We start from the raw sequence: 23,279 nt of genomic DNA, 5'->3' as shown, positions 1-23,279 counted from the left end.
CCCGGGTGCGTCAGGCGACCTCGACCTCGAGCTTGACGTCGATGTTGCCGCGGGTCGCGTTGGAGTAGGGGCAGACCTGGTGCGCGACGGCGACGGCCTTCTCGGCGTCCTCCTGCGACACGCCGCCACCGAGCTCGACGTTGAGCGTGATGGCCAGGCCGAATCCGCCGGCGTCGTTGGGGCCGATGCCGACCTCGGCCGTCACGGCGGAGTCCGTGATCGTCACACCGTGCTGCTTGCTGGTCGCCTTGAGCGCGGAGTGGAAGCACGCGGCGTAGCCGGCGGCGAACAGCTGCTCGGGGTTCGTCGCGCCACCCTCGCCGCCCATCTCCTTGGGCGTCCGGACGTCGGCGTCGATCAGGCCGTCGTCGGAGCGGACGTGGCCGTTGCGCCCGTCACCGTCGGAGGTGGCGACTGCGGTGTAGAGGATCTGCGAAGGCATGTGGACTCCTGTGTCATCGGGTATACTAACTAGTACGTCTACATCCAACCACGGGGCTCCATGCCCCACCACCCGGGAGCACCACGTGAGCGTCATCGAGCTCAAGCCGGTCCGCGAGCGCATCCTCGACGCGGCCGCCGAGCGCTACTACGCCGAGGGCATCCGCGCCGTCAGCGCCGACAAGCTGATCGCCGCCGCCCACGTCTCGAAGGTGACCTTCTACCGCCACTTCCCCTCCAAGGACGACCTCGTCGCGGCCTATCTCGAGACCGCCGCCGCCGAGGAGGTCGCCGCCGTGACCACGGCCCGCGCCGAGCACGCCGGGGACCCGTCCGCCGTGCTGCGGTGGTACGCCGCGATGGTCGGCGGGACCGCCTGCCGCCCGGGCTTCCGCGGCTGCCCCTTCATCAACGCCGCGGCGGAGCTGCCCAAGGACGACCACCCCGGCCGCGTCGTCATCGACCGCCACCGCGCGTGGCTGACGGACCAGGTCGCCGAGCTGCTGACCGAGCTCGGCGTCGACCAGCCTGGGACCCGGGCCGGACAGCTCATGATGCTGCGCGACGGGGCGATGGTCTCGGGCTATCTCGGCCACGCCCCCGACGAGGTCGCCGCCTCCCTCATCGCCGCCGGCCGCGCGATCCTCGGCCGGGGTTGACGAGATTCTCTGGTCCCAGTCCCAGTCCCGGTCCCGGTCAGCGGCGCTTGGCGCTGCGGTCCCGGGCCGGGTCGTAGAGGTAGGACTCCGCCCCACGCACGTCCGGGGCCAGGGCCCGGCCGACCAGGATGACCGCGGCCTGCCGGAGCCCGGCGGCCTCGACCTGGTCGGCGATGTCGCCGAGCGTCCCCCGCAGGATCACCTCTGCCGGCTGGCTCGCGTTGGCGACGACCGCGACGGGGCAGTCGGCGCCGTACGACTCGGCGAGCTCGGCGGCCAGGACCCGGGTCCGGGTGATCGCCAGGTGCAGCACCAACGTCGCCCCGGTCGCCGCGAAGCGCGACAGGTCCTCCCCCGCCGGCATCGCGGTCGAGCGCGCCTGCGTGCGGGTCAGCACCACCGACTGGGCGACCTCCGGGACGGTCAGCTCGGCGCCGAGCAGCGCGGCCGCGGCAGCGTACGCCGGCACGCCCGGGGTGACGTCCCACGGGACGCCGTGGGCGTCGAGCCGCTTGGTCATCTCGTGCAGCGCGGAGTAGATCGACGGGTCGCCGGAGCACAGGCGCACGACCTCGCGGCCCGCGGCGTGGGCCTCGACGATCCGGGCGATGATCTGGTCCAGGTCGAGGTCCTGCGTGTCGACGAGGTCGGCACCGTCGGGGCAGTGCCCGAGGACCTCCGCGTCGATGTAGGTCCCGGCGTAGACGCACACGTCGGCGGCGTTGAGCAGCGCGACGGCACGCAGGGTGATGAGATCGGCCGCGCCGGGCCCCGCTCCGACGAAGTGGACCGTCACTCGGCCACCGCGTCCGGCTTGGTCACGGCCCACTGCATGACGGCCCGCGCCGGGGTCCACCCGGTGAACGTGCCGATCGGGGCGGCGTGCTCGATGTGCAGCCGGGTCAGCTCGCCGCCGCGCCGGGCGTACTGCTGCGCCAGCACCGCCTCGGTCTCGAGGGTGACCCCGTGGACCACGAGCCGGCCACCGGGCAGGAGCGCCTCCCAGCAGGCGTCGAGCAGCCCCGGCGCGGACGCGCCGCCGCCGATGAACACGGCGTGCGGGGCGTCGAGACCCTCGAGGGCCTCCGGTGCGGTGCCGGTCACGACGCGCAGGGCGGGTACGCCGAGGGTCGCGGCGTTGCGGCCGATCCGCTCGGCCCGGTCCTCGCGCGCCTCGATCGCGATCGCCCGGCAGGTCGGATGGGCGCGGAGCCACTCGACCCCGACCGAGCCCGCTCCCGCGCCGACGTCCCACAGCAGCTGACCGGGGACGGGGGCCAGACGCGCCAGCGCCGACGCGCGTACGTCCCGCTTGGTGATCTGCCCGTCGTGCTCGAACGCGTCCTCGGGCAGGCCCGCCACGAAGCCGAGCGGCCGGGCGCCGGAGCTGACCAGCTCGACCGCGATGACGTTGAGCGCCGGGGAGGGCTCGGACCCCCACGTCGCGGCGGGGCCGTCGGTGCGCGACTCGCTCTCCGAGCCTAGGTCCGACAGGACCGTCATGGGGCTGGCGCCGTAGCCGGCGGCGGTCAGCAGCCCGGCGACCTCGCCGGGGGTCGAGCCGTCCGACGACAGCACCAGGAGCCGCAGCCCCGGGGCCAGCGAACGGGCGACCAGGTGGGGGTCACGGCCGACCAACGTCACGACCTCGGTCGTCTCGGCGGCCCACCGCATGCGGGCTCGAGCCAGCGCGACCGACGACAGAGCAGGCACGACCACGACGGAGTCCTTGCCGAGCACCTCGACCAGCGTCGTGGCGATGCCCGACACCAGCGGGTCGCCCGAGGCCAGCGCCACGACCTCGTGGCCGTCGAACTTCTCCATCAACGCCGGCAGGCTCTCGACCAGCGGAGAGGGCCAGGTCTCGCGGATCTGGTCGGGCGTCTCCGGGAGCATCGCGAGGTGCCGCGCGCCGCCCAGGACGACGGGCGCCCCGTCGATGAGCTCCTGCGCCGCGGCACTGAGTCCTGTCCAGCCGTCCGCGCCGATACCGACGACCGTCACCCGTGTGCTCACGACTCGACGATATCGGCCGTCCGCTCGCTAGGCTCGTGCAGTGCTCGCTGTGGACGACGACCTGCCCCTGACCCCACGACGCATCCTCGTCGCGGGAACGTCGGGCGCCGGCAAGACGGCCGTCACCCGGCGGGTCTCCGAGCGGCTCGACCTGCCGCGGACCGAGCTGGACGCGCTGTTCCACGGGCCGGGGTGGACCCCCCGTCCCGAGTTCCTCGACGACGTCCGGGCACTGGCCGCCAGTGACGCCTGGGTGACCGAGTGGCAGTACCCGGACGCCCGCCCGATCCTGGCCGACCGGGCCGACCTGCTGGTGTGGCTCGACCTGCCGTTCCGGGTCACGTTCCGACGGGTCAGCCGGCGGACCGTCGTGCGGCGGGCGCGCCGCACCGAGCTGTGGAACGGCAACCAGGAGTCGCCGCTCCACACGGTCTTCACCGACTCCGACCACATCATCCGCTGGGCGATCCGCAGCCGTCACGTCCTGCGCGACGCGGTGCCGGCCCTCTCGCGTACCCACCCCGATCTCACGGTCGTCCGGCTCCGCACCGCCCGCGAGGTCGAGCGTTGGCTCGCCCGGCTTTGACCGGCACGGGTCCCGAAGCGTTACCCTTGCCGCACAAGGCTCGAGGTGCCCCACGGGGAGAATCGGGAAGCCGGTGAAAGTCCGGCACAGGGCCCGCTGCGGTGACCAGGTACGCCTGGAAGTCCGAAGACCGGCCTCGCGCCTGACCCGGCGGACGCAACCATGCCCCGCCGGACGTCGGCAGACGAGCGGGAGCCCCACATGCCACAGCACTACCCCTTCAGCGCCGTCGTCGGCTCCGACGACATGGCGCTCGCCCTGACCCTGTCGACGATCTCGCCCGCGATCGGCGGTGTGCTGGTCCGCGGCGAGAAGGGCACCGCCAAGTCCACGATGGTCCGTGCCCTCGCGTCGGTGCTGCCGCCGATCGAGGTCATCTCCGGCGACCGGTTCTCGACCGATCCGGCCGAGGTGCGCCCCACCTCGCCCGACGGCCCGTTCGCGCCGGACGCGCCGACCGAGACCCGGGCCGTACGCCTCGTGGAGCTGCCGGTCGGCGCCACCGAGGACCGGGTGCTCGGCTCGTTGCACCTCGAGAAGGCCCTGTCGGAGGGCGTCACCGAGTACGAGCCGGGCCTGCTGGCGCGGGCGCACCGCGGCATCCTCTACGTCGACGAGGTCAACCTGCTGCACGACCACCTGGTCGACCTGCTGCTGGACGCCGCGGCGATGGGCCGGTCGACCGTCGAGCGGGACGGTGTCTCGGTCGAGCACGCCGCTCGGTTCGTCCTGGTCGGGACCATGAACCCCGAGGAGGGCGAGCTCCGCCCCCAGCTCCTGGACCGGTTCGGCCTGACCGTCGAGGTCGCCGCCCCCCGCGATCCGGCGACCCGGGTCGAGGTCGTGCGGCGCCGTCTGGCGTACGAGACGGACCCGGCGGCGTTCGCCGAGCGGTTCGCCGACGACGAGGCGAGCCTGACCGATCGGATCCAGGCCGCCCAGAAGCTCGTCGAGGACGTCGACCTCAGCGACTGGGCGCTGCTCAAGATCGCCGAGGTCTGCGCGGCGTTCGAGGTCGACGGCATGCGCGCCGACATCGTGACGGCCCGCGCCGCGGCCGCCCACGCTGCGTGGCACGGTCGGACCGCGGTGACCCGTGAGGACATACGCGCCGCCGCCCGGCTCGCGCTGCCGCACCGCCGGCGCCGCAACCCGTTCGACGCCCCCGGCATCGACGAGGAGCTGCTCGATCGGATCCTCGGCGACGACGAACCGGAACCCGAACCGCCCCTCGACACCGACACCGATCCCGACACCGATCCCGACCCGACCGACGACGGCGACACCTCACCCGCCGAGGACGACCAAGGATCCGCTGGCAGTGACGTTCCGGCCCCTGATGCGGCCGATCCGGGGCCGGAACGTCACTCCCAGCAGGAGGGTGACCACTCGGAGACGGCATCGGAGCAGCAGCCCGCGGGCACCGACGAGGTGACGGTCGCGGGGGCGCAGCAGCCGTTCCGGCCCAAGCTGTTCACGGTCGGCGGCACCGGCACGGGCGAGTCCGGCCGCCGCTCCCGCGCGATCACCGAGACCGGTCGCCGGATCGGCGCCGCCCGCCGGACGGGCCAGGGCGGCTCGATCCACCTGACCGAGACGATCCGCGCCGCGGCCCCGCACCAGCTGGCCCGCGGACGGACGGGCGGGGGGCTGGCCTTCGAGGCCGGCGACCTGCGCCTCGCGGTCAAGGAGGGGCACGAGTCCAACCTGATCCTGTTCTGCGTCGACGCGTCCGGCTCGATGGCCGCCCGCAAGCGCATGGAGCAGGTCAAGACCGCGATCCTGTCCCTGCTGATGGACGCCTACCAGCGCCGCGACAAGGTCGGCCTGATCACGTTCCGCGCCGACGGCGCCGAGCTCGCCCTCCCGCCGACCGGGTCGATCGACATCGCCGCGAGCCGGCTCGCCGAGCTGCCCGCCGGCGGACGTACGCCCCTGGCCGAGGCGTTGCTCAAGACCGCTGACGTGCTCCGGCTCGAGCGGGTCCGCGACCCGCGCCGCCGGCCCCTGCTGGTCGTCATCACCGACGGCCGCGCGACGTACGGCGACCACGCCCTCGCCCGCGCGCACCAGGTCGCCGCCCACCTCGGCGCGACCGGTGTCGCGAGCCTGGTGATCGACTGCGAGACCGGAACGTTCCGCATGGGCCTGGCCCGGCAGCTCGCCGACCAGCTCCTGGCCGAGTACGTCCCCCTCGGAGAGGTCAGCGCGACCGCCCTGACCGAGGTCGTCAAGGGAGCCGCCTGATGCCCCAGGGCCAGCCGCTCTCGGTCCCCGATGACGGCCTGACGACCAAGCAGCGGCGCAACCGGCCGCTCGTCATGGTGCACACCGGCAAGGGCAAGGGGAAGTCGACCGCGGCCTTCGGCCTCGCGATGCGCGCGTGGAACCAAGGCTGGGACATCGGCGTCTTCCAGTTCGTGAAGTCCGCCAAGTGGCGCATCGGCGAGCAGACCGTCCTCGAACGCCTCGCCGAGCTGCACACCCAGACCGGCGAGGGCGGTCCGGTCGAGTGGCACAAGATGGGCTCGGGCTGGTCGTGGTCCCGCAAGGAGGGCTCCGACGAGGACCACGCCGCCGACGCCGCCGAGGGCTGGCAGGAGGTCAAGCGCCGCATCGCCGCCGAGCGGCACGACCTGTACGTCCTCGACGAGTTCACGTATCCCATGAAGTGGGGCTGGGTCGACGTCGACGACGTCGTCCAGACGCTGGTCGACCGGCCCGGGCGGCAGTACGTCGTCATCACGGGCCGCGACGCCGACCCGCGCCTGATCGAGATCGCCGACCTGGTCACCGAGATGCAGCACGTCAAGCATCCGTTCGACAACGGCCAGAAGGGTCAGCGAGGCATCGAGTGGTAGGCCTGCCCCGCCTGGTCATCGCGGCGCCCGCCTCCGGCCACGGCAAGACCACGATCGCCACGGGCCTGATGGCGGCCCTCTCCCGCGCCGGGCACGACGTGTCGTGCCACAAGGTCGGCCCGGACTACATCGACCCCGGCTACCACGCGCTCGCGACCGGCAAGCCCGGCCGCAACCTCGACCCGCACCTGGTCGGCGAGGAGCGCCTCGCGCCCCTCCTCCTGCACGGATCGCGCGGCGCCGACCTTGCGATCGTCGAGGGCGTCATGGGCCTGTACGACGGACAGATCGGCGGTCAGGGCTTCGCGTCGACCGCGCACGTCGCGACCGTCACGCGTACCCCCGTCGTGCTGGTCGTCGACATCTCGCACGCGTCCCGCTCGATCGCGGCGATGGTGCAGGGCATGATCGCGTTCGACCCGGCGGTGCGGATCGTCGGCGTCATCGTCAACAAGGCCGGCTCGCCGCGCCACGCGACCGAGGTCGTCGAGGCCCTGGAGTCGACCGGCCTGCCGGTGCTCGGCGTCCTGCAGCGCGACGACGGCATCGTCGCGCCGTCCCGCCACCTCGGGCTCGTGCCCGCCGACGAGCGCGACGACGCCGCCCACGCCCTGGACCGGCTCGCGACCCAGATCGCTGAGAAGGTCGACCTGGACCAGCTGCTGGCCCTCGCCCGGACGGCCCCCGACCTCGATGCCGAGCCGTGGGACCCCGCGAACGAGGTCACCGCCCCCAGCCCCGCCCACGACGCCGCCCGCCCGGTGGTCGCGATGGCGGGTGGCCGGGCGTTCACGTTCCGCTACGCCGAGACCGAGGAGCTCCTGCGTGCCGCCGGCTGCGAGGTCGTGACGTTCGACCCGCTGACCGACGAGCGCCTGCCCGCGGGCTCCGCCGGCCTCTACCTCGGCGGCGGCTTCCCGGAGGTCCACGCCGCGGGGCTCGCCGCCAACGCCCCGCTCCGCGAGGCGCTCCGGACCGCGGTCGACTCCGGCATGCCGACCGTCGCCGAGTGCGCCGGCCTGCTCTATCTCTGCCGCACCGTCGACGGTGTCCCGATGGTGGGCGCGCTCGACGCCGACGCCGTCATGACCCCGCGGCTGACGCTGTCCTACCGCACCGCGATCGTGCCGACCGACCAGCTCAGCGGCGCCGCCGGCACGCGGGTCACGGGGCACGAGTTCCACCGCACGACCGTCACCCCCGCCTCCGCCGGCGAGGGTGCGGCCTGGCTCGTCGACGGCCGGCCGCACGGCTTCGGCTCCGCGACGCTCCACGCGTCGTACCTGCACACCCACTGGGCCGGCCACCCCCACCTCGCCCAACGCTTCGCCGACGCCGTCCACGCCTACGTCCCACCCCCCTCCCGCCCCGCTGAGCGTGACGTTTGCGCCCCAGAAACGACCGATCAGGGGCCCAAATGTCACTCCCAGCGGTCCGGGGGGACTCGGCCGGGCGCGGGGCTCGCGTTCCACGGGGATGAGGAGCTCTCCCCCGGGTTGATCGACTTCGCGGTCAACATCCACGACGACGCCCGGCCGGCCTGGCTCGACGACGCCCTGCGCGCGAGCCTGCACGAGGTCGGGGCCTATCCGCACCCCGGCGACGCCGAGCACGCGATCGCCCGCCGCCACGGCCGACCCGCCACGGAGGTCCTGGCGACCGCCGGGGCCGCCGAGGCCTTCACGCTGATCGCCCGGGCCCGGCCCTGGCGTCGACCGGTCGTGGTCCACCCGCAGTTCACCGAGCCGGACGTCGCCCTCGCCGCGGCGGGCCACAACCCCGAGCGCGTCCACTGCGACCCGGCCGCCGGCTTCGTCCTCGACCCGGCACTCGTGCCCCACGACGCCGACCTCGTGATGATCGGCAACCCGACCAACCCCACCAGCGTCCTGCACCCCGAGCAGACGATCCGCCGGCTGCTCCGGCCCGGCCGCGTCGTGGTCGTCGACGAGGCGTTCATGGACTCGGTGCCGGCCGAGCGCCACTCCCTGGCCGGCACGCTCCTGCCGGGGCTGCTGGTCGTCCGCAGCCTCACCAAGCTGTGGTCGATCCCCGGCATCCGGGCCGGGTACGTCCTGGGCCACCCCGCCCTCCTCGCGGACCTGCGCGCCCAGCAGGCCCCGTGGTCGGTCTCGTCGACCGCGATCGCCGCGATGATCGCGACGGCGGCACCCGAGGCGCAGGCCGAGGCCGCGCGACGTACGACCCGGATCGCCCAGCACCGCGCGATCCTCACCGACGGGCTGACCGAGCTGGGCATCCCGTACGTCGCACCGTCCGCCCCGTTCGTCCTGGCCCGGGTCGGTCCCGGCGCGCACGACCGGCTGCGGACGGCCGGCTACGCGGTGCGCCGGGCCGACACGTTCCCGGGCCTCGACGACAGCTGGGTACGCATCGCGGTGCGCCGTCCCGACACGACCCGCAAGCTGCTCGCGACGCTGAGGATCGAGGGCCCATGGAGCTGAGCGTCACGGGCCTGCACGCCGTCGTCGTGGGCGGCGACATCCGTGCGGCCGCACAGGTCGCCGCCCTGCTGGAGTCCGGCGCCCGCGTCACGGTCGTCGCCGCCGAGGCCACTGCCACGCTCGAGGACCTCGCGGCCCGCGGCCTGATCGACCTGGTCGCCCGGGACGCAGGGCCCGACGACCTCACCGGCGCCGATCTCGTCCTCAGGCCGGCACGCTCCGCCGATCCGGGACCCGACCGGATCCTCGGCACCGGATCCGTGACGCTCGTGGGCGGCGGCCCCGGCGACCCGGGGCTCGTCACGGTCGCCGGGCGCGACGCGATCGCCTCGGCCGATGTCGTCGTGACCGACCGGCTCGCGCCGCTGGCGGCGCTCGCCTGGGCCCGACCGGACGCCGAGATCATCGACGTCGCGAAGATCCCCCACGGCCGGTCAACCAGCCAGGAGGAGATCAACCGCCTGCTGGTCGAGCACGCCAAGTCCGGTCGGCGGGTCGTCCGGTTCAAGGGCGGCGACAACTTCGTGTTCGGCCGCGGCAGCGAGGAGATCCTGGCCTGCCTCGACGCGGGGATCGAGGTGCGCGCCGTCCCCGGCGTCTCGTCGTCGATCGCGGCGCCCGCCTCGGCCGGCATCCCGGTGACCCACCGCGGGCTGACCCAGGGCTTCACCGTGATCTCGGGACACGTGCCGCCGGGGCACCCCGACAGCACGCTCGACTACGCCGCCCTCGCACGTACCGGCACGACCCTCGTCGTGCTGATGGGCGTCCGCACGCTGGGCGCGATCTGCGCGGCCCTCGTCGAGGCCGGCCTGGACCCGTCGACCCCCGCAGCGGTCGTGGCGGACGGGACGCTGCCCAGCCAGCGTGTTGTCCGCGCGACCCTCGCCACGCTCGACCAGGTCGCGTCCGCCGCCGGCATCGGCGCACCGGCCGTCGCGGTCATCGGCGACGTCGCGGACATCCCGGGGCTCGCATGATCCTCTGGGTGCGCCACGGGCAGTCGACCTGGAACCTCATCGACCGGATGCAGGGCCACGAGCTCAGCCCGCCCCTGACCGAGCTGGGCCGGGAGCAGGCCGCGGCCGCCGCCGAGTCGCTCGCGGACGCCGGTGTCGTACGCCTGCTCAGCTCCCCGGCCGTCCGCGCCCGGGAGACCGCCGACATCATCGGCGCCCGGCTGGGGCTCGACGTCGTCGAGGACCCCATGCTGCTGGAGAAGGGGTTGGAGGAGAGCATGGTCGAGGTCCTGGTCCGGGTGCGACAGGTGCTCGACCGGGACCTGCCCGACCACACCGTCGTCGTCAGCCACGGCGACACGATCGGGCTGGCCGTCGGCCTGCTCAGCGGACAACGCCCCGAGCTCCCGGCGAACGGGTCGATCCTCAGCGTGGATCCCCGGACGCGGAAGGTCAGTGTCGTCGTCCCCCGTCGTTGACCCCCTCCGACCCAGTCCCTAGTATGTGATCACCACTCCTGAGGAAGCCGGTGAGACTCCGGCGCAGTAGCGCTACTGTGACGCCCCCCGCGGCGAAGCCAGACCCGATGTAGTGGTGGTCACATCCACTCGAGGGACGCACTCATCCCGTCAGGAGAACCACATGTCACAGGCCTCTGCCATCACGCCCGAGATCGAGATCCCGTCGATCCCGGTCACCCAGCTCGCCCCGTGGGCAGCCTTCGTCTTCCTCACCGCCGCCATCGTGCTGTTCTTCATCAGCGCGGACCAGGGCGTCGTCTCGATCCCGTCCGGCACGGCCATCCACGAGTGGGTCCACGACGGACGCCACCTCCTCGGCTTCCCCTGCCACTGACGGCCCCGCAGGCACCACCCGACCAGCACCCGCTGCGGTCGGTCTGCTGGTGCTACCCAAAACAGGATCGAACAGACATGACCCCTCGCACCTTCCTGGTCCGTGGCCTCCTCGCAGGGCTGCTCGCCGGATTCTTCACCTTCGCCGTCGCCTACACCGTCGGCGAGCCCCAGGTCGACGCCGCCATCGCGGTCGAGGAGGCGGGCGCCGCCCACTCCGACCAGCCCGCCGGCGACGGCCACACCCACTCGCACTCCGACGCCGACGAGGACTCCGGCACGCAGGTCTCCCGCGACACCCAGTCGACGTGGGGACTCGCGACCGGCATCTTGGCCGTCAGCATCGCGATCGGCGGTGTCGTCGGGCTGGTCTCGGCGTTCGCGGTCGGCCGGCTCGGGCGCCTGCGCCCCGGACAGTCGACCGCCGTCGTGGCCCTGCTGGGCTTCGTCGCGGCGTGGCTCGTGCCGTTCCTGAAGTATCCGGCGACCCCGCCGGCGGTCGGCGACGGCGAGACGATCGGCGACCGGACGCTCTACTACTTCTCGATCCAGGCGATCTCGGTCCTCGCGATGATCGGCGTGGTCCTGCTGGCCCGCCGCCTGCTCGCCGACCACGGGACGTACCGCACGCTGCTGATCTCCGGCGCCGCGTTCCTCGCCGTCACGATCGTCGCCGGGCTGCTCCTCCCGACGGTCAACGAGATCGGGGACTTCCCGGGCGACACGCTCTGGTACTTCCGCCGCGCCTCGCTGTTGACCAACGCCACGATGTGGGCCGCGATCGGCGTGATCCTGACCGGCCTGATCGGCCGGGTGTACGAGCAGGAGTCCGCGGTCGCGGCGCGTCGGGACCTGGCGGCGAGCCTGTGACGTCCGCGGCCGATCCCCCACCCGCGGGCGTACGCTCCGCGGCGGCCGCGCGGCTGGCCGGGCTGGCGACGCCGCCGGGTGCGCTGGGCCGTCTGGGCGAGCTGGCGGTCTGGGTCGCCGCGACCCAGGGCCAGTGCCCGCCGGTGCCGGTCGACCGGGTCCGCGCGGTGATCTTCGCGGGCGACCACGGGGTCGCCGACCACGGTGTCTCGGCCTTCCCCAAGGCGATCACCCCCGCGATGGTGCGTACGTTCCTGGCCGGCAGGGCCGGCGTCTCGGTCCTCGCCGCGCAGCACGGCGTCACGGTCCGCGTGCTCGACCTGGGCGTCGACGACGACCTGGCCGGGGTCCCACCCGAGGTCATGGCGCACAAGATCCGCCGCGGCAGCGGGGCGATCCACCTCGAGGACGCCCTCACCGCCGACGAGACCCGGCAAGCCATCGCCGTAGGTGAGGCCGTCGCCGCGGAGGAGATCGCCGCCGGCGCCCAGCTGCTGATCTGCGGCGACATGGGCATCGGCAACACGACCCCGGCCTCCGCCCTGATCGCCGCGTCACTGGGCCTGGCCGTCGCCGACGTCGTCGGGCGCGGCACGGGCGTCGACGAGGCGGGCCTGGCCCGCAAGACCGCCATCGTCCAGCAGGCCGTCGACCGCGCCGCGGACCGGGTCACCGATCCCGTCGAGACCCTGGCCGCCCTGGGCAGCGCCGACCTGGCCGCCTCGGCCGGGTTCATGGCCGCCGCGGCCCGGGCCGGTGTCCCGGTCCTGCTCGACGGCGTCGTCTCGGTGGCGGCCGCGGTCCTGGCCGACCGGTTCGCCCCGGGCGCCGCAGCGTGGTTCGCCGCGGGGCACCGCTCGACCGAGCCGGCCCAGTCGCTGACTCTGGACAAGCTCGGGCTGGAGCCCGTCCTCGACCTCGGCATGCGCCTCGGCGAGGGCAGCGGAGCCGTCGCGGCGGTCCCGCTCGTCCGCTCCGCGGCCCTGCTGCTCGCCGAGGTCGCGCTGTTCGCCGACCTGGCCCCGTAGCCGTCGCGTGACCTCCCCGGCGATCGACTCCTGGCGGCTCGCCGTCGGGACGCTGACCGCGCTACGGGTGCGCCCCCCGGCGACGGTCGACCGCCGGATCGCCGGCCGGGCGATGCTGCTCGCGCCCGTGGCGGTCGTCCCGCTGGGCCTGCTGGTCGCCCTGGTCACGTGGGGCGGGCGGGAGCTGGGGCTGGCCCCGCTCGCGGTCGCCTTCATCGCGGTCGGCGCGCTGGCGCTGGGCAGCCGGGCGTTCCACCTCGACGGGTTGTCGGACGTCGCCGACGGGTTGACCGCGTCCTTCGAGCGGGAGCGCTCGCTCGCGGTCATGAAGGGTGGCACCGCGGGCCCGGCCGGGGCCGCGGCGCTGGTGCTGGTCCTGGGGATCCAGGTCGCCTCGCTGGCCGCGGTCTGCACGGTACCCCGGGGTCCGGTCGTGGCGGGGCTGGTGGTCTGCGCCTCCCGGGCGATCCTGTCCGTTACCTGCACCCGGGGCCTCCCGGCGGCACGCACCGACGGGCTCGGTCAGACGTACGTCGGCTCCGTCGGCCGGGCCGCCACCGCCGTGACGTGGCTCGTCGTCGCGGTGCTGTTGGCCGGCATGCTGCACTGGGCCGGCTGGGACTGGTGGCGCGGCCCGGTCGTCGCCGCGGCGGGGCTCCTGGTCGGCGCGGCACTGGTCCGCCGCTGCGTCCAACGCTTCGGCGGCGTCACCGGTGACGTCTTCGGCGCCACGGTCGAGGTCACCCTCGCCGCGATGCTCGTGGCCGCCACGTGACGTCGTCAGAGCTTCAGGGCACGACCCGCCACGACCAGGAGGACGTCATCGCACTCCTGGGCGACCCGCTGGTTGACGATGCCCAGCAGATCGCGGAACACCCGGCCGGACAGGTGCTCCGGCACGACGCTCATCCCGACCTCGTTGGTCACCGCGACGACCGTGCCGTCGTGCTTCGCGATCTCCTCGACCGCCTCGCCCAGCCGGTCGAGCAGGACCGGCTCCCAGTCCTCACGCACCTGGTCCCAGCCGTCGAGCTCGTCGATGACGGCCGCCAGCCACGTCCCGAGGCAGTCGATCAGCACCGCTCCCTCGGCGTCCCGGACCGCCGCGGCGATGTCGCGCGTCTCGACCGTGCCCCAGTGGGCGGGCCGCCGGGCCCGGTGGATCGCGACGCGTGCCGCCCACTCCGGATCGGAGGCGACGTCCGCCTCGGGCCCGGGCGCGACGTACGTGACGTGCGGCTCGGCGACCAGGAGGGACTCCGCGTGGAAGGACTTGCCCGAGCGCACGCCGCCAGTGACCATAACCTTCATCGGACCTCGCTCAGCATGCTTTAGTGTCGACCTCACCATAGTCCCGCAGGCCCGTTCCATCCCTCCAGGAGTCCCACCACGATGCGAGCCCGTGCCGCCGGTCTCGTCCTGGGCTTCGCCGCCGACCGCCTGTTGGGCGACCCGGCCCGGCACCACCCCGTCGCGATCTTCGGCCAGGCGGCCGGGACGGTCGAGCGGGCCGTGTGGGCCGACGACCGGCCGACCGGGGTCGCCTACACCGCGGTGCTGGTCGGCGGCACCGGCGTGACCGGTCTCGCCGTGGACCGACTGACCCGGGAGCACCCCCTCGTGCGTACGTTCGCGACCGCCGTGACGACGTGGGCCGTCCTCGGCGGGCGGTCGCTGGGCCGCGAGGCGGCCCTGGTCCACGGCCACCTCGACCGCGGGGACCTGCCCGCCGCCCGGGAACAGCTGACCCACCTCGTGGGCCGGGACCCGAGCCGGCTCGACGCCGGGGAGATCTCCCGCGCCACGGTCGAGTCGGTCGCCGAGAACACGTCGGACGCCGTCGTCGCACCCCTCCTGGCCGGTGCAGTCGGCGGCATCGGCGGGCTGGTCGCCTATCGAGCCGCCAACACGCTGGACGCCATGGTGGGGCACCGCAGCGCCCGCCACCTCCGCTTCGGCTGGGCGTCGGCCCGGCTCGACGACCTGCTCAACCTCGCGCCGGCCCGCCTGTCCGCGCTGCTCGGCGCGGCCCTCGCCCCCCTGGTGGGCGGCCGGCCGGGCGACGCCTTCTCGGCGTGGACCCGCGACGCGCACCGCCACCCGAGCCCCAACGCGGGACCCGTCGAGGCGTCGTTCGCCGGCGCGCTCGGGATCCGGCTGGGCGGCACCAACGTCTACGGCGACCGGGTCGAGCACCGCGCCGAGATGGGCGACGGGCGACCCGCCCGCCCCGACGACATCCAGCGGGCGGTCCGCCTCGCTGACGCGGTCGGCCTCGCTTCGACGCTGGTCAGCGCGGGGATCGCCGCACGACCCAGTCGCGCGCGGCGTCGGGCTCGGTGACGGTCTCGATCCCGTCGGGGACCGCGGCCCGGCGCACGATGACGACGGGCATGTCACGCTCGCCCGCGACCTGCATCTTCGACCACGTGTAACGGCCGCCGGAGTCCTTGGTCACGAGGACGTCGAGATCGGCCATCACGGCCCGTTCGCCCTCGACGTCGTACGGCCCGCGGCTCAGCAGGACGGTCCACGGCTCGGGCAGCTCGATCTCCGGCGGGTCCACGACCCGGACGACCGCGGCCTTGCCCGCCAGCGGGTCGACGAACCGGCCCAGCGACTGTCGGCCCACGGTCAGGAACGGCCGGTGCCCCAAGCTCGCGGCCATGCCCGCGGCCTCGTCGTGGTCGTCCGCCCAGTGCCACGTGTCCGCGCCGGGCGCCTCGGCCCAGCCGGGGCGCTCGAGCCGCAGCAGCGGCACCCCGTCAGCATGGCACGCCGCGGCCGCGTTGGCGCTCATCCCCTCCGCGAACGGGTGGGTCGCGTCGACGACGGCGGCGATCCGGTGCTCGCCGAGGTATGCCCGCAGGCCGCTCACCCCACCGAAGCCACCGATCTGGACCGCGCCGACCGGCAGCCGCGGGCGGGCGACCCGACCGGCGAGGGAGGACACGAAGCGGACGTGCGCCTCGTGCAGCAGCACGGCGAGCTCGCGCGCCTCGGACGTACCGCCGAGCAGCAGGATCGTCATGCCGGCCCCCGGCTCAACGTGGGTACGTCGGGGGGCCCGTCGGTCGCCAGCGCCAGGATTGCCTCGACGTCGAGGCAGCTCTCGACCAGGTCCCCCAGCAGGTCGAGCCGCGCCTCGCGGCTGTCGGCGAAGCTGACCGCCGACGGCTCGTACGTCCGTCCGGCCAACCGCGCCGCCTCGACCAGGAACGCCCGCCGGAAGGCGTCCGACTCCAGACTGCCGTGCCACATCGTGCCGAAGACCTGCTCGCGCCGGGCCCCGCCGAGGAACTCCTCGTCGCCGCCGCGCTCGATCCGGCCGTGGTGGATCTCGTAGCCACCGGCGGGGGCGCCGAGTGCCTCACCCGTCGGCAGGCGCAGCACCTTGTCGGCGGCGAACGTCGTCGTGACGTCGAGCAGCCCCAGCCCCTCGACGACGGCACCGGCGGCACCCTCGACCCCATCCGGGTCGGCAACCGTCCGCCCGAGCATCTGGAACCCGCCGCAGATCCCGAGCACGGGTCGCCCCGCGGCGGCGTGCTCGACGATCGCCCGGTCCAGGCCCCGCGACCGCAGCCAGGCGAGGTCCGAGATCGTCGCCCGGGTGCCCGGCAGCACGACCACGTCGGCGTCCGCGATCGAGCGCGGGTCGCCGGCGAACACGACGTCGACCCCCGGCTCCAGGCCCAGCGCATCGACGTCGGTGAAGTTGCTGATCCGGGGCAGACGGACGACCGCGACCCGCAACCCCGCGGCGCCGTCGGTGGCCCGCCGGCCGTCGAGGTCGAGCGCGTCCTCGGAGTCCAGCCACAGGTCGGGGCTCCACGGCAGCACGCCGTAGACCCGCCGTCCCGTGTGCGCCTCCAGCTGGTCGAGTCCCGGCCCCAGCAGGCTCTGGTCGCCGCGGAACTTGTTGATCACGAAGCCCGCGACCAGCCGCTGGTCCTCGGGCTCGAGCAACGCGACGGTGCCGTACATCGCGGCGAACACCCCACCGCGGTCGATGTCGCCGACGACGATCGTGGGGATCCCGGCGTGCCGCGCGAGCCCCATGTTGACGTAGTCGCCGGCCCGCAGGTTGATCTCGGTCGGGCTGCCGGCGCCCTCGCAGACCACGAGGTCGTGGCGGGCCGCCAGGTCGTCGTAGGCCGCATGGGCCGCCGCGGCCAGGTGCGTACGACCGCCGATGAACTCCGCCGAGGTGATCTCGCCGAACGGGCGACCCATCACGACGACGTGGCTCGTGCGGTCGCCGCCCGGCTTCAGCAGGATCGGGTTCATCGCGGCCTCGGGAGTCGCCCGGGCCGCCTGGGCCTGGATCCACTGCGCGCGGCCGATCTCGACACCCTCGCCGTCGGGCCCGGCGCAGACCATCGAGTTGTTGGACATGTTCTGCGCCTTGTAGGGCGCGACGTCCAGCCCCCGGCGCGCGAACGCCCGGCACAGCCCCGTCGTCAGGATGCTCTTGCCCGCGTCGGACGTCGTGCCCGCGACGAGGAGCGCGCCGGTCATCGCGGCTGCCGGTTGAGCCAGGGCGCCAGGAGCCGAGTCATCCAGGGCAGCAGGACGTACGTCATCAGCGGCATCATGACCGACACCGTCAGGAGCACCCGCGCCGGCAGCCACCAGTCGGGGATGTAGATCCGGGCCAGCTCGTTGACCACCAGGCTCATGGGGAAGAACACGATGAAGATCGCGGTCATCTGCTTCCACCGCGGCGGAGGACGGGGGATCGGCCGCAGGTCCTGGACGTCGACGCTCGACGGCTCGTCGAACCAGCCCTCGATCCCGGTGCGGTGCTCCCGCGAGGACTCGTCGACGAAGCCCTGGGACGAATCGAGCCACCAGCGCCGTTGCGCCGACGACTCCCACGCCTCGAGGAACTCCTGTGACGCGAATCGGTAGAGCATGTGCCACTCGCTCGACGCGGTCTCGGGCCGGATCCAGCCCGAGCCGAGGAAGCCGTCGAAGCGTTCGGCGAGCTCGGTGCCGGCTCGCAGCCACGCCAGCATCTGGTCCTCCTGCGAGGGATCCACCTGGCGCGTGATCGAGACGGTGACGGGACCGGACATGGGGTCAACCTTAGGAGTCGCGAGCGAGCAGGCGAGGGACGGGACAACGACAAAGGCCCCCGGAGCCGAAGCTCCGGGGGCCTTGCCTAGATCAAGTCTTGGAAGACTTCAGATCAGAGGGGACGGATGTTCGTCGCCTGCAGGCCCTTCTGGCCCTGCTCGACGTCAAACTCGACCTTCTGGTTCTCGTCCAGCGAGCGGTAGCCGCTCGTCGCGATGGCGGAGAAGTGCGCGAACACGTCCTCGCTGCCGTCGTCGGGGGCGATGAATCCGAAGCCCTTGTCAGCGTTGAACCACTTGACAGTTCCTGTAGCCATTGTCTTGCTCCTTCTTGCGAATTGCCGTCCACGCCTTTCGCGGACAGCCGTCGCGACACACATCCAACCGAGAAGAAATCAAGACCAAAGATGGAACGTCATTCGTTCGTACAGCCCAACGTCGTGCAACTGCCACCACCTTAGCGGGTCTGACCCGAAAGTGCCCCATTGCGGCGCGTTGTCTCGCCAGGTGTCCAGATGTTGGGAGCCAAAGGCCCTCGTGGCAGGGTGTCCTCGGCGGGTGCGCCCGCCCCACCGAGATGCTGCTGGGAGCCCCGATGACCGCCTCGATCGACGCCGAGCCCGCCGTCCTGGTCGAGCGCCGGGGGCACCTGGGCGTGCTGACGCTCAACCGGCCACGGGCCATCAACGCCCTCGACCTCGGCATGGTGCGGATCATGCAGGGGGCGCTTGACGCGTGGGCCGGCGACGACGCCGTCGCGACGGTCCTCGTGACCGGCGGCGGCGAGCGCGGGCTGTGCGCCGGCGGCGACCTGCAGGGCATGTACCGCGACGCGCGGGACGGCACGCTGGGGTCGGTCGACTTCTGGCGGCAGGAGTACGACCTCGACCACACCATCGCGACGTACGCCAAGCCCGTCGTCGCCCTGATGGACGGCATCGTCCTCGGCGGCGGCGTCGGCATCTCCGCCCACGCCTCGCACCGCGTGGTCACCGAGCGGACCTCGATCGGGATGCCCGAGACCCGCATCGGGTTCGTGCCCGACGTGGGCGGACCGTGGCTGCTGTCGCGGGCACCGGGCGAGCTCGGGACCCACCTGGCCCTCACCGCCTCGAACGCCGACGCCGCCGACGCGATCGCCCTCGGACTGGCCGACGCACTGGTCCCGATCGACCGCCTCCCCGACCTCGTCGTCGCCCTGGAGTCCGGCTCCGCCGACGACGTGCTCGACCTGCTGGCGGTCGCCCCGCCGGGCTCGGACCTCGCGAAGGAGCGGGACTGGATCGACGCCGCCTACGTCGGCGACGACGCCGCCGCGATCGTGGCGCGGCTCCGCTCGTCGGACGCCGAGGCCGCCAGTCGGGCCGCCGACGACATCGAGTCCCGCTCGCCGACCGCCGTCGTGCTGACCCTCGCCGCACTGCGTCGGGCCGCTCGCCTGCCGGACCTGCGGGCGGCGCTGGACCAGGACCTCGTCGTCTCGACCGCGCTGCTGGACATCCCGGACATGGCCGAGGGCATCCGCGCGCAGGTCATCGACAAGGACCGAGCGCCCCGCTGGGACCCGCCCGCACTGGCCGACGTGGACCCCGGGACGTACGCCCACCTGTTCGGCTGACGCTCAGCCGGTCGGCGCCTCGACCGTCGGGAGGGTCGCCACCGGCCCGTAGCGGGCTCGGCGGGCGGCGCGGCGCAGCGTCGCCAGGATCGCCGGGCCGAGGGTCACGATCGCGACCGCGTTGGTGATCGCCCGGCCGGTGTCGAACCCGCCGGTCGACGTCAGCAACGTGTAGATGCCGAACCGGTGCAGGTTCTCCAGCAGCGGCGCCCCGGGGATGAACGACAGCCCGCCCTCGTGGCCGGGGACCTGGACGCCCAACGCGAACGGCCAGGACGAGAAGTTCATGAGGAGCCCGAAGACGTACGCGCACAGGACCCCGTAGACGACCAGCATCACGATCTCGGCCTTGCCGGAGACCCGGCGCGGGAGCAGGCCGGCGCCCATCCCGATCCAGGCCGAGGCCAGCATCTGGAACGGCAGCCATGGCCCGACGCCCGTCGTCAGCAGGGCCGAGGCGAACAGCGACGAGCAGCCCAGGACGAAGCCGAACCCGGCGCCGAAGACCCGTCCCGCGAGGATCAGCAGGAAGAACACCAGCTCGATGCCGGCCGTCCCCGCGCCGAGGGCCCGCATCGCGCCGTTGATCGCCGTCAGCACCCCCAGCATCGCCAGCGCCTTGGAGTCCATGCCGCCCTCGGACAGCTCGGCGACGACCACCCCGACCACGATCGGCAGCAGCAGCATGAAGAAGAACGGAGGGTCGACCCGGGTGACGCCCGGCTCCGGCACGAGCAGCATGGGCCAGAGGAACATCATGAGCCCCGCCACCGACGCGACGACCAGCACCGCGACGGAGCGCGGCCGCAGGCGCCCGGTCATGCCATCGCCGCCGCGACCTGATCGACCGTGAGCCAGCCCGGGCCGAGGATCTTGGAGACCTGGGGCGCGAACGCCGGCGACTCGGCCAGCACCTTGGCGGTCGGTCCGTCCGACACGACCTCACCCTCGGCCATCACGACGCACCGGTCGGCGACGTGCGCGAGGAACTCGACGTCGTGGCTCGCGAGCAGCACCCCACGGCCCTCGGCGGCGATGCCGCGCAGGATGTCGGTCAGCGCCGCCTTCGCGCTGTAGTCGAGCCCGCGAGTCGGCTCGTCGAGCGCGACGACGGGCGGGCTCGCGGTCAGCACGATCGCCAGGACCAACGAGAGTCGCTGCCCCTCCGACAGGTCACGGGGGTGGCCCGTGCCGGCGATGCCGGGGGCCAGCCGGTCCAGGATCGACCGGCAGCTGCCCGCCGAGGCTCCCGCCTGCCGGTCGGCGGCGGCGCACTCCTGGTCGACCGTCTCGAGGTAGAGCAGGTCGTCGGCGGTCTGCGGCACCAGGCCGACCAGCGACCGGGCCTTGCTGCTGGACAGCGCGCCGGGGTCCTGCCCGCGAACGTCGACCGTGCCGGCACGTCGCTTTCCGGTGCCCTGCAGCGCCCACAGCAGCGAGGACTTGCCCGAGCCGTTGCGGCCCATCAGCGCCACGACCTGCCCGGCCGGCACGACGAGGTCGACGTCCCGGACCGCGACCACCGAGCCGTACGCCACGGAGACTCCCTTGGCGGTCAGCAGCGGGACCGATGCCGACGGAGCGGGCGGGACGGGCGCCGGGAGATCACCCAGCGGGCCCTTGGCGCGGCGGGCCTCCCGCACCGACAGCGGCAGCGGCGACCACCCGGCGAGCCGACCCAGCTCGATGACCGGCGGGGCGACGAGCGAGTCGACGAGCAGCTCGGCGGGCGGACCGTCGCGCACCTCGGCGCCCTCGACCAGCACGAGCCGGTCGGCGAACGGGATGACCCGCTCCATCCGGTGCTCGGCCACGACGACCGTGAGCCCGAGGTCGTCGACGAGACGCGCCAGCGCCGCGAGCACGTCCTCCGCGGCGGTGGGGTCGAGCGCCGAGGTCGGCTCGTCCAGCACCAGCACCCGCGGGTGCATCGTCAGGACCGCCCCGATCGCGACCCGCTGCTGCTGGCCGCCGGACAGGGTCCGCAGCGGCCGCGAGCGCAGCGACGCGATGCCGAACAGGTCCAGCGTCTCCTCGACCCGGCGGCGCATCGTCTGCCCGTCGAGCCCGAGCTGCTCCATCCCGTAGGCGAGCTCGTCCTCGACGATGTCGCTGACGAAGCCGGCCAGCGGGTTCTGCCCCACGTAGCCGATCAGGTGGGCCAGGTCGCGGGGTGCGCGGCCGCGGATCGACGACCCGTCGACCAGCACGTCGCCCGACAGCTCGCCGCCGCTGAAGTGCGGCACCAGGCCGTTGAACGTGCCGAGCAGCGTCGACTTCCCGGAGCCGGTCCGCCCGGCGACCAGCACCAGCTCGCCCTCCGGCAGGGTCAGGTCGACGTGCCGCAGGGCCGCGGCGGGAGCCTCGTCATAGCGGAACGAGACATCGCGCAGCTCGATCATGCGCGCACCTCCGCCATCGGGTCCAGGACCGGCGGGGGCGTGAGGAACGCCGGCAGGACCCCGATCATGACAGCCGCGAGCGCCGCCCCGGACAGCAGCGGCGCCGAGCCCGGGGTGGTCAGGACCACGAGCGGGTCACGGTCGGCGATGACGTGGACCAGCACCGCGACGGCCAGCCCCGACCCGGCGGCCACGAGCTCACCGAGGCGCCACGTGTCGGGCCGGTAGCGGGTGCGCTCGACCCGGCGACCGGCCGCGACGAACCCGCCGACGGCCAGCAGCACCCCCAGCAGCAGCATCGGCCAGGCCAGGAGCCGCGGCGCGGTGGAGTCCAGGAAGCCGTACGTCCCGACGCACAGCCCGGTCAGCCCGGCCAGCATCAGGGTCCCGGTCACCATCCGCTCGGTCCGGCTCGCCTGGCCCGACCGGCCGTAGCCGCGGGCGTCCATCCCCGCGGCCAGCGTGATGGACCGCTCGAGGGCGTCCTCCAGGACCGGGACGACGATGCGTCGCAGCGACCCGACGCCCTTGCCCGGGTCGCCTCGCAGCCGGCGCGCGCGACGTACGCGCTGCACGCTCTCGGCGAGCTGGGGGAAGACCGACAGCGCCACGACGATCGCCGTGCCGACCTCGTAGAGCGCCGGCGGCATCGACTTGAGCAGGCGCCTGGGGTTGGCCAGCGCGTTGGCTGCGCCGACGCAGATGATGATCGCGGCCAGCCGCACGCCGTCGTACAGCGCAGCCAGCAGCGCGTCCCGGGTGACCGGCCCGAGCACGGTGATGCCAGCGACGAAGTCCGGCAGCGGGATCGACGGCAGGGTGAACACGACGGGCCCACCCCCGTCGCCGCCGAAGACGATCCGGAACACGACGCGGATCACGACGACGAGCAGCCCGAGGTAGAGGTAGAGCCGGAACGACATCGCCCACGGTGCCTCCGTCCGTCGGGCCATCACCACGAAGCACGCCACCAGCACGATCAGCCCGATGAGCACCGGGTTGACCATGCGGGACACGCCGGCCGCCAGCCCCAGGGCCCAGATCCACCAGGCCCCGGGGTGCAGGTCACGCGGCAGGACACTGTTTATGGCGCCTCGCCCCCCGAGACCTTGCGGCGCCACCACAGACCACCCATCCCGGCCAGCAGCGCCAGCGCCAGCCCCGCGGCGACCCACCGGGACCGGCCGGGATCGGTGGAGGCGGCAACCGGGGTCGGGTCCACGTCGGCGCCTGTCGACGTCCGGGCCGAGCCGGCCGGCGCGACACTGGGGTAGGTGCGCTTCATGGATCTCTGGAACACCAGCGCGACCCGTCCTCCCTGCGGCACGACCAAGGAAACGACGCCTTGACTCGCGTAGGTCCACTTCCCACTCCCGCTCTCGGACCAGAAGAGTCCCCAGTACGCATCGCTGGGCGGCGTGACGGAACAGCGCGCAGAC

Annotated in this window: 25 protein-coding genes and 1 riboswitch; of the genes, 13 read left to right on the top strand and 12 right to left on the bottom strand. The window is 73.6% G+C overall.

Annotated features, from left to right (window positions below; all coding sequences use genetic code 11):
* Positions 1 to 10 precede the first annotated feature (10 nt).
* Positions 11 to 442: an organic hydroperoxide resistance protein gene (locus JWQ91_RS14670; protein WP_297785701.1), complete on the bottom strand. Its 432-nt coding sequence runs from the start codon at positions 440 to 442 to the stop codon at positions 11 to 13.
* An 85-nt stretch (positions 443 to 527) separates the two neighbouring features.
* Here JWQ91_RS14670 and JWQ91_RS14665 point away from each other — a divergent pair, with 85 nt between their 5' ends.
* Complete coding sequence (locus JWQ91_RS14665) at positions 528 to 1,100, top strand: TetR/AcrR family transcriptional regulator (RefSeq protein ID WP_297785697.1); 573 nt, start codon at positions 528 to 530, stop codon at positions 1,098 to 1,100.
* A 37-nt stretch (positions 1,101 to 1,137) separates the two neighbouring features.
* On the opposite strand, the gene cobM is transcribed toward JWQ91_RS14665, so the two are convergent.
* Positions 1,138 to 1,896, bottom strand: a complete 759-nt coding sequence (cobM, locus tag JWQ91_RS14660) for a precorrin-4 C(11)-methyltransferase (protein ID WP_297785694.1) — start codon at positions 1,894 to 1,896, stop codon at positions 1,138 to 1,140.
* On the bottom strand, positions 1,893 to 3,116 hold the full coding sequence (gene cbiE / locus JWQ91_RS14655) for a precorrin-6y C5,15-methyltransferase (decarboxylating) subunit CbiE (RefSeq protein WP_297785692.1): 1,224 nt from the start codon (positions 3,114 to 3,116) through the stop codon (positions 1,893 to 1,895). The genes cobM and cbiE overlap by 4 nt, the downstream gene beginning before the upstream one ends.
* A 40-nt stretch (positions 3,117 to 3,156) precedes the next feature.
* On the opposite strand from cbiE, the gene JWQ91_RS14650 reads away from it, so the two are divergent.
* The 10 genes from JWQ91_RS14650 to JWQ91_RS14605 all read left to right on the top strand — a co-directional run bounded on the left by JWQ91_RS14650 (position 3,157) and on the right by JWQ91_RS14605 (position 13,514).
* A complete protein-coding gene (locus JWQ91_RS14650) occupies positions 3,157 to 3,702 on the top strand; it encodes an AAA family ATPase (RefSeq protein WP_297785689.1) in 546 nt (181 codons plus the stop codon).
* A gap of 26 nt (positions 3,703 to 3,728) precedes the next feature.
* Positions 3,729 to 3,856: riboswitch (cobalamin riboswitch) on the top strand.
* Between the two features lie 47 nt (positions 3,857 to 3,903).
* A complete protein-coding gene (locus JWQ91_RS14645; protein WP_297785686.1) occupies positions 3,904 to 5,949 on the top strand; it encodes a magnesium chelatase subunit D family protein in 2,046 nt (681 codons plus the stop codon).
* A complete protein-coding gene (gene cobO / locus JWQ91_RS14640; RefSeq protein WP_297785683.1) occupies positions 5,949 to 6,563 on the top strand; it encodes a cob(I)yrinic acid a,c-diamide adenosyltransferase in 615 nt (204 codons plus the stop codon). Before JWQ91_RS14645 ends, cobO begins: the two co-directional genes overlap by 1 nt.
* A complete protein-coding gene (locus JWQ91_RS14635; RefSeq protein WP_297785681.1) occupies positions 6,557 to 9,028 on the top strand; it encodes a cobyrinate a,c-diamide synthase in 2,472 nt (823 codons plus the stop codon). The genes cobO and JWQ91_RS14635 overlap by 7 nt, the downstream gene beginning before the upstream one ends.
* Entirely contained in the window at positions 9,019 to 10,008 is a 990-nt protein-coding gene (gene cobA / locus JWQ91_RS14630; protein WP_297785678.1) for a uroporphyrinogen-III C-methyltransferase, read from the top strand. The genes JWQ91_RS14635 and cobA overlap by 10 nt, the downstream gene beginning before the upstream one ends.
* The gene (locus tag JWQ91_RS14625; RefSeq protein ID WP_297785675.1) at positions 10,005 to 10,466 is read left to right on the top strand and encodes a histidine phosphatase family protein; all 462 of its coding nucleotides are present in this window, start codon (positions 10,005 to 10,007) and stop codon (positions 10,464 to 10,466) included. Before cobA ends, JWQ91_RS14625 begins: the two co-directional genes overlap by 4 nt.
* A 163-nt stretch (positions 10,467 to 10,629) precedes the next feature.
* Complete coding sequence (locus tag JWQ91_RS14620; RefSeq protein WP_297785671.1) at positions 10,630 to 10,842, top strand: CbtB-domain containing protein; 213 nt, start codon at positions 10,630 to 10,632, stop codon at positions 10,840 to 10,842.
* 77 nt (positions 10,843 to 10,919) lie between these two features.
* The gene (locus JWQ91_RS14615) at positions 10,920 to 11,711 is read left to right on the top strand and encodes a CbtA family protein (RefSeq protein WP_297785668.1); all 792 of its coding nucleotides are present in this window, start codon (positions 10,920 to 10,922) and stop codon (positions 11,709 to 11,711) included.
* A complete protein-coding gene (gene cobT / locus JWQ91_RS14610) occupies positions 11,708 to 12,739 on the top strand; it encodes a nicotinate-nucleotide--dimethylbenzimidazole phosphoribosyltransferase (protein ID WP_297785665.1) in 1,032 nt (343 codons plus the stop codon). The genes JWQ91_RS14615 and cobT overlap by 4 nt, the downstream gene beginning before the upstream one ends.
* Positions 12,740 to 12,746: 7 nt before the next feature.
* Entirely contained in the window at positions 12,747 to 13,514 is a 768-nt protein-coding gene (locus JWQ91_RS14605; protein ID WP_297785662.1) for an adenosylcobinamide-GDP ribazoletransferase, read from the top strand.
* A gap of 5 nt (positions 13,515 to 13,519) precedes the next feature.
* On the opposite strand, the gene JWQ91_RS14600 is transcribed toward JWQ91_RS14605, so the two are convergent.
* Positions 13,520 to 14,050, bottom strand: a complete 531-nt coding sequence (locus JWQ91_RS14600) for a bifunctional adenosylcobinamide kinase/adenosylcobinamide-phosphate guanylyltransferase (RefSeq protein ID WP_297785659.1) — start codon at positions 14,048 to 14,050, stop codon at positions 13,520 to 13,522.
* An 81-nt stretch (positions 14,051 to 14,131) separates the two neighbouring features.
* Between JWQ91_RS14600 and JWQ91_RS14595 the strand changes: the two genes are divergently transcribed.
* The gene (locus JWQ91_RS14595) at positions 14,132 to 15,082 is read left to right on the top strand and encodes a cobalamin biosynthesis protein (protein ID WP_297785656.1); all 951 of its coding nucleotides are present in this window, start codon (positions 14,132 to 14,134) and stop codon (positions 15,080 to 15,082) included.
* Here JWQ91_RS14595 and JWQ91_RS14590 read toward each other — a convergent pair.
* The 4 genes from JWQ91_RS14590 to JWQ91_RS14575 form a co-directional block, all read right to left on the bottom strand.
* The gene (locus tag JWQ91_RS14590) at positions 15,030 to 15,770 is read right to left on the bottom strand and encodes a cobalt-precorrin-6A reductase (RefSeq protein WP_297785653.1); all 741 of its coding nucleotides are present in this window, start codon (positions 15,768 to 15,770) and stop codon (positions 15,030 to 15,032) included. The two genes, JWQ91_RS14595 and JWQ91_RS14590, sit on opposite strands and share 53 nt — an antisense overlap.
* A complete protein-coding gene (locus JWQ91_RS14585; protein WP_297785650.1) occupies positions 15,767 to 17,260 on the bottom strand; it encodes a cobyric acid synthase in 1,494 nt (497 codons plus the stop codon). Before JWQ91_RS14585 ends, JWQ91_RS14590 begins: the two co-directional genes overlap by 4 nt.
* A complete protein-coding gene (locus tag JWQ91_RS14580; protein WP_297785647.1) occupies positions 17,257 to 17,820 on the bottom strand; it encodes an antibiotic biosynthesis monooxygenase in 564 nt (187 codons plus the stop codon). Before JWQ91_RS14580 ends, JWQ91_RS14585 begins: the two co-directional genes overlap by 4 nt.
* 113 nt (positions 17,821 to 17,933) lie before the next feature.
* Positions 17,934 to 18,137 carry a cold-shock protein gene (locus JWQ91_RS14575; protein ID WP_056208020.1) on the bottom strand — a complete coding sequence of 68 codons (204 nt, stop codon included), beginning with the start codon at positions 18,135 to 18,137 and terminating at the stop codon, positions 17,934 to 17,936.
* Positions 18,138 to 18,415: 278 nt separating this feature from the next.
* On the opposite strand from JWQ91_RS14575, the gene JWQ91_RS14570 reads away from it, so the two are divergent.
* Positions 18,416 to 19,438 carry a 3-hydroxyisobutyryl-CoA hydrolase gene (locus JWQ91_RS14570; RefSeq protein ID WP_297785638.1) on the top strand — a complete coding sequence of 341 codons (1,023 nt, stop codon included), beginning with the start codon at positions 18,416 to 18,418 and terminating at the stop codon, positions 19,436 to 19,438.
* Positions 19,439 to 19,441: 3 nt separating this feature from the next.
* Here JWQ91_RS14570 and JWQ91_RS14565 read toward each other — a convergent pair whose 3' ends face one another.
* Genes JWQ91_RS14565 through JWQ91_RS14550 form a run of 4 tightly spaced genes read right to left on the bottom strand, consistent with a single transcriptional unit; the run spans position 19,442 to position 23,125 of the window.
* The gene (locus JWQ91_RS14565) at positions 19,442 to 20,260 is read right to left on the bottom strand and encodes an ECF transporter S component (protein ID WP_297785635.1); all 819 of its coding nucleotides are present in this window, start codon (positions 20,258 to 20,260) and stop codon (positions 19,442 to 19,444) included.
* On the bottom strand, positions 20,257 to 21,840 hold the full coding sequence (locus JWQ91_RS14560; protein WP_297785632.1) for an ABC transporter ATP-binding protein: 1,584 nt from the start codon (positions 21,838 to 21,840) through the stop codon (positions 20,257 to 20,259). Before JWQ91_RS14560 ends, JWQ91_RS14565 begins: the two co-directional genes overlap by 4 nt.
* The gene (locus tag JWQ91_RS14555; protein WP_297785704.1) at positions 21,837 to 22,961 is read right to left on the bottom strand and encodes an energy-coupling factor transporter transmembrane component T; all 1,125 of its coding nucleotides are present in this window, start codon (positions 22,959 to 22,961) and stop codon (positions 21,837 to 21,839) included. Before JWQ91_RS14555 ends, JWQ91_RS14560 begins: the two co-directional genes overlap by 4 nt.
* A complete protein-coding gene (locus JWQ91_RS14550; RefSeq protein WP_297785629.1) occupies positions 22,925 to 23,125 on the bottom strand; it encodes a hypothetical protein in 201 nt (66 codons plus the stop codon). Before JWQ91_RS14550 ends, JWQ91_RS14555 begins: the two co-directional genes overlap by 37 nt.
* Positions 23,126 to 23,279 lie beyond the last annotated feature (154 nt).

The organism is Aeromicrobium sp., assembly GCF_025965075.1.
Lineage (GTDB): Bacteria > Actinomycetota > Actinomycetes > Propionibacteriales > Nocardioidaceae > Aeromicrobium.
The sequence above is the reverse complement of the archived record's forward strand: the minus strand, read 5'-3'. Positions and strand labels throughout refer to the sequence as shown.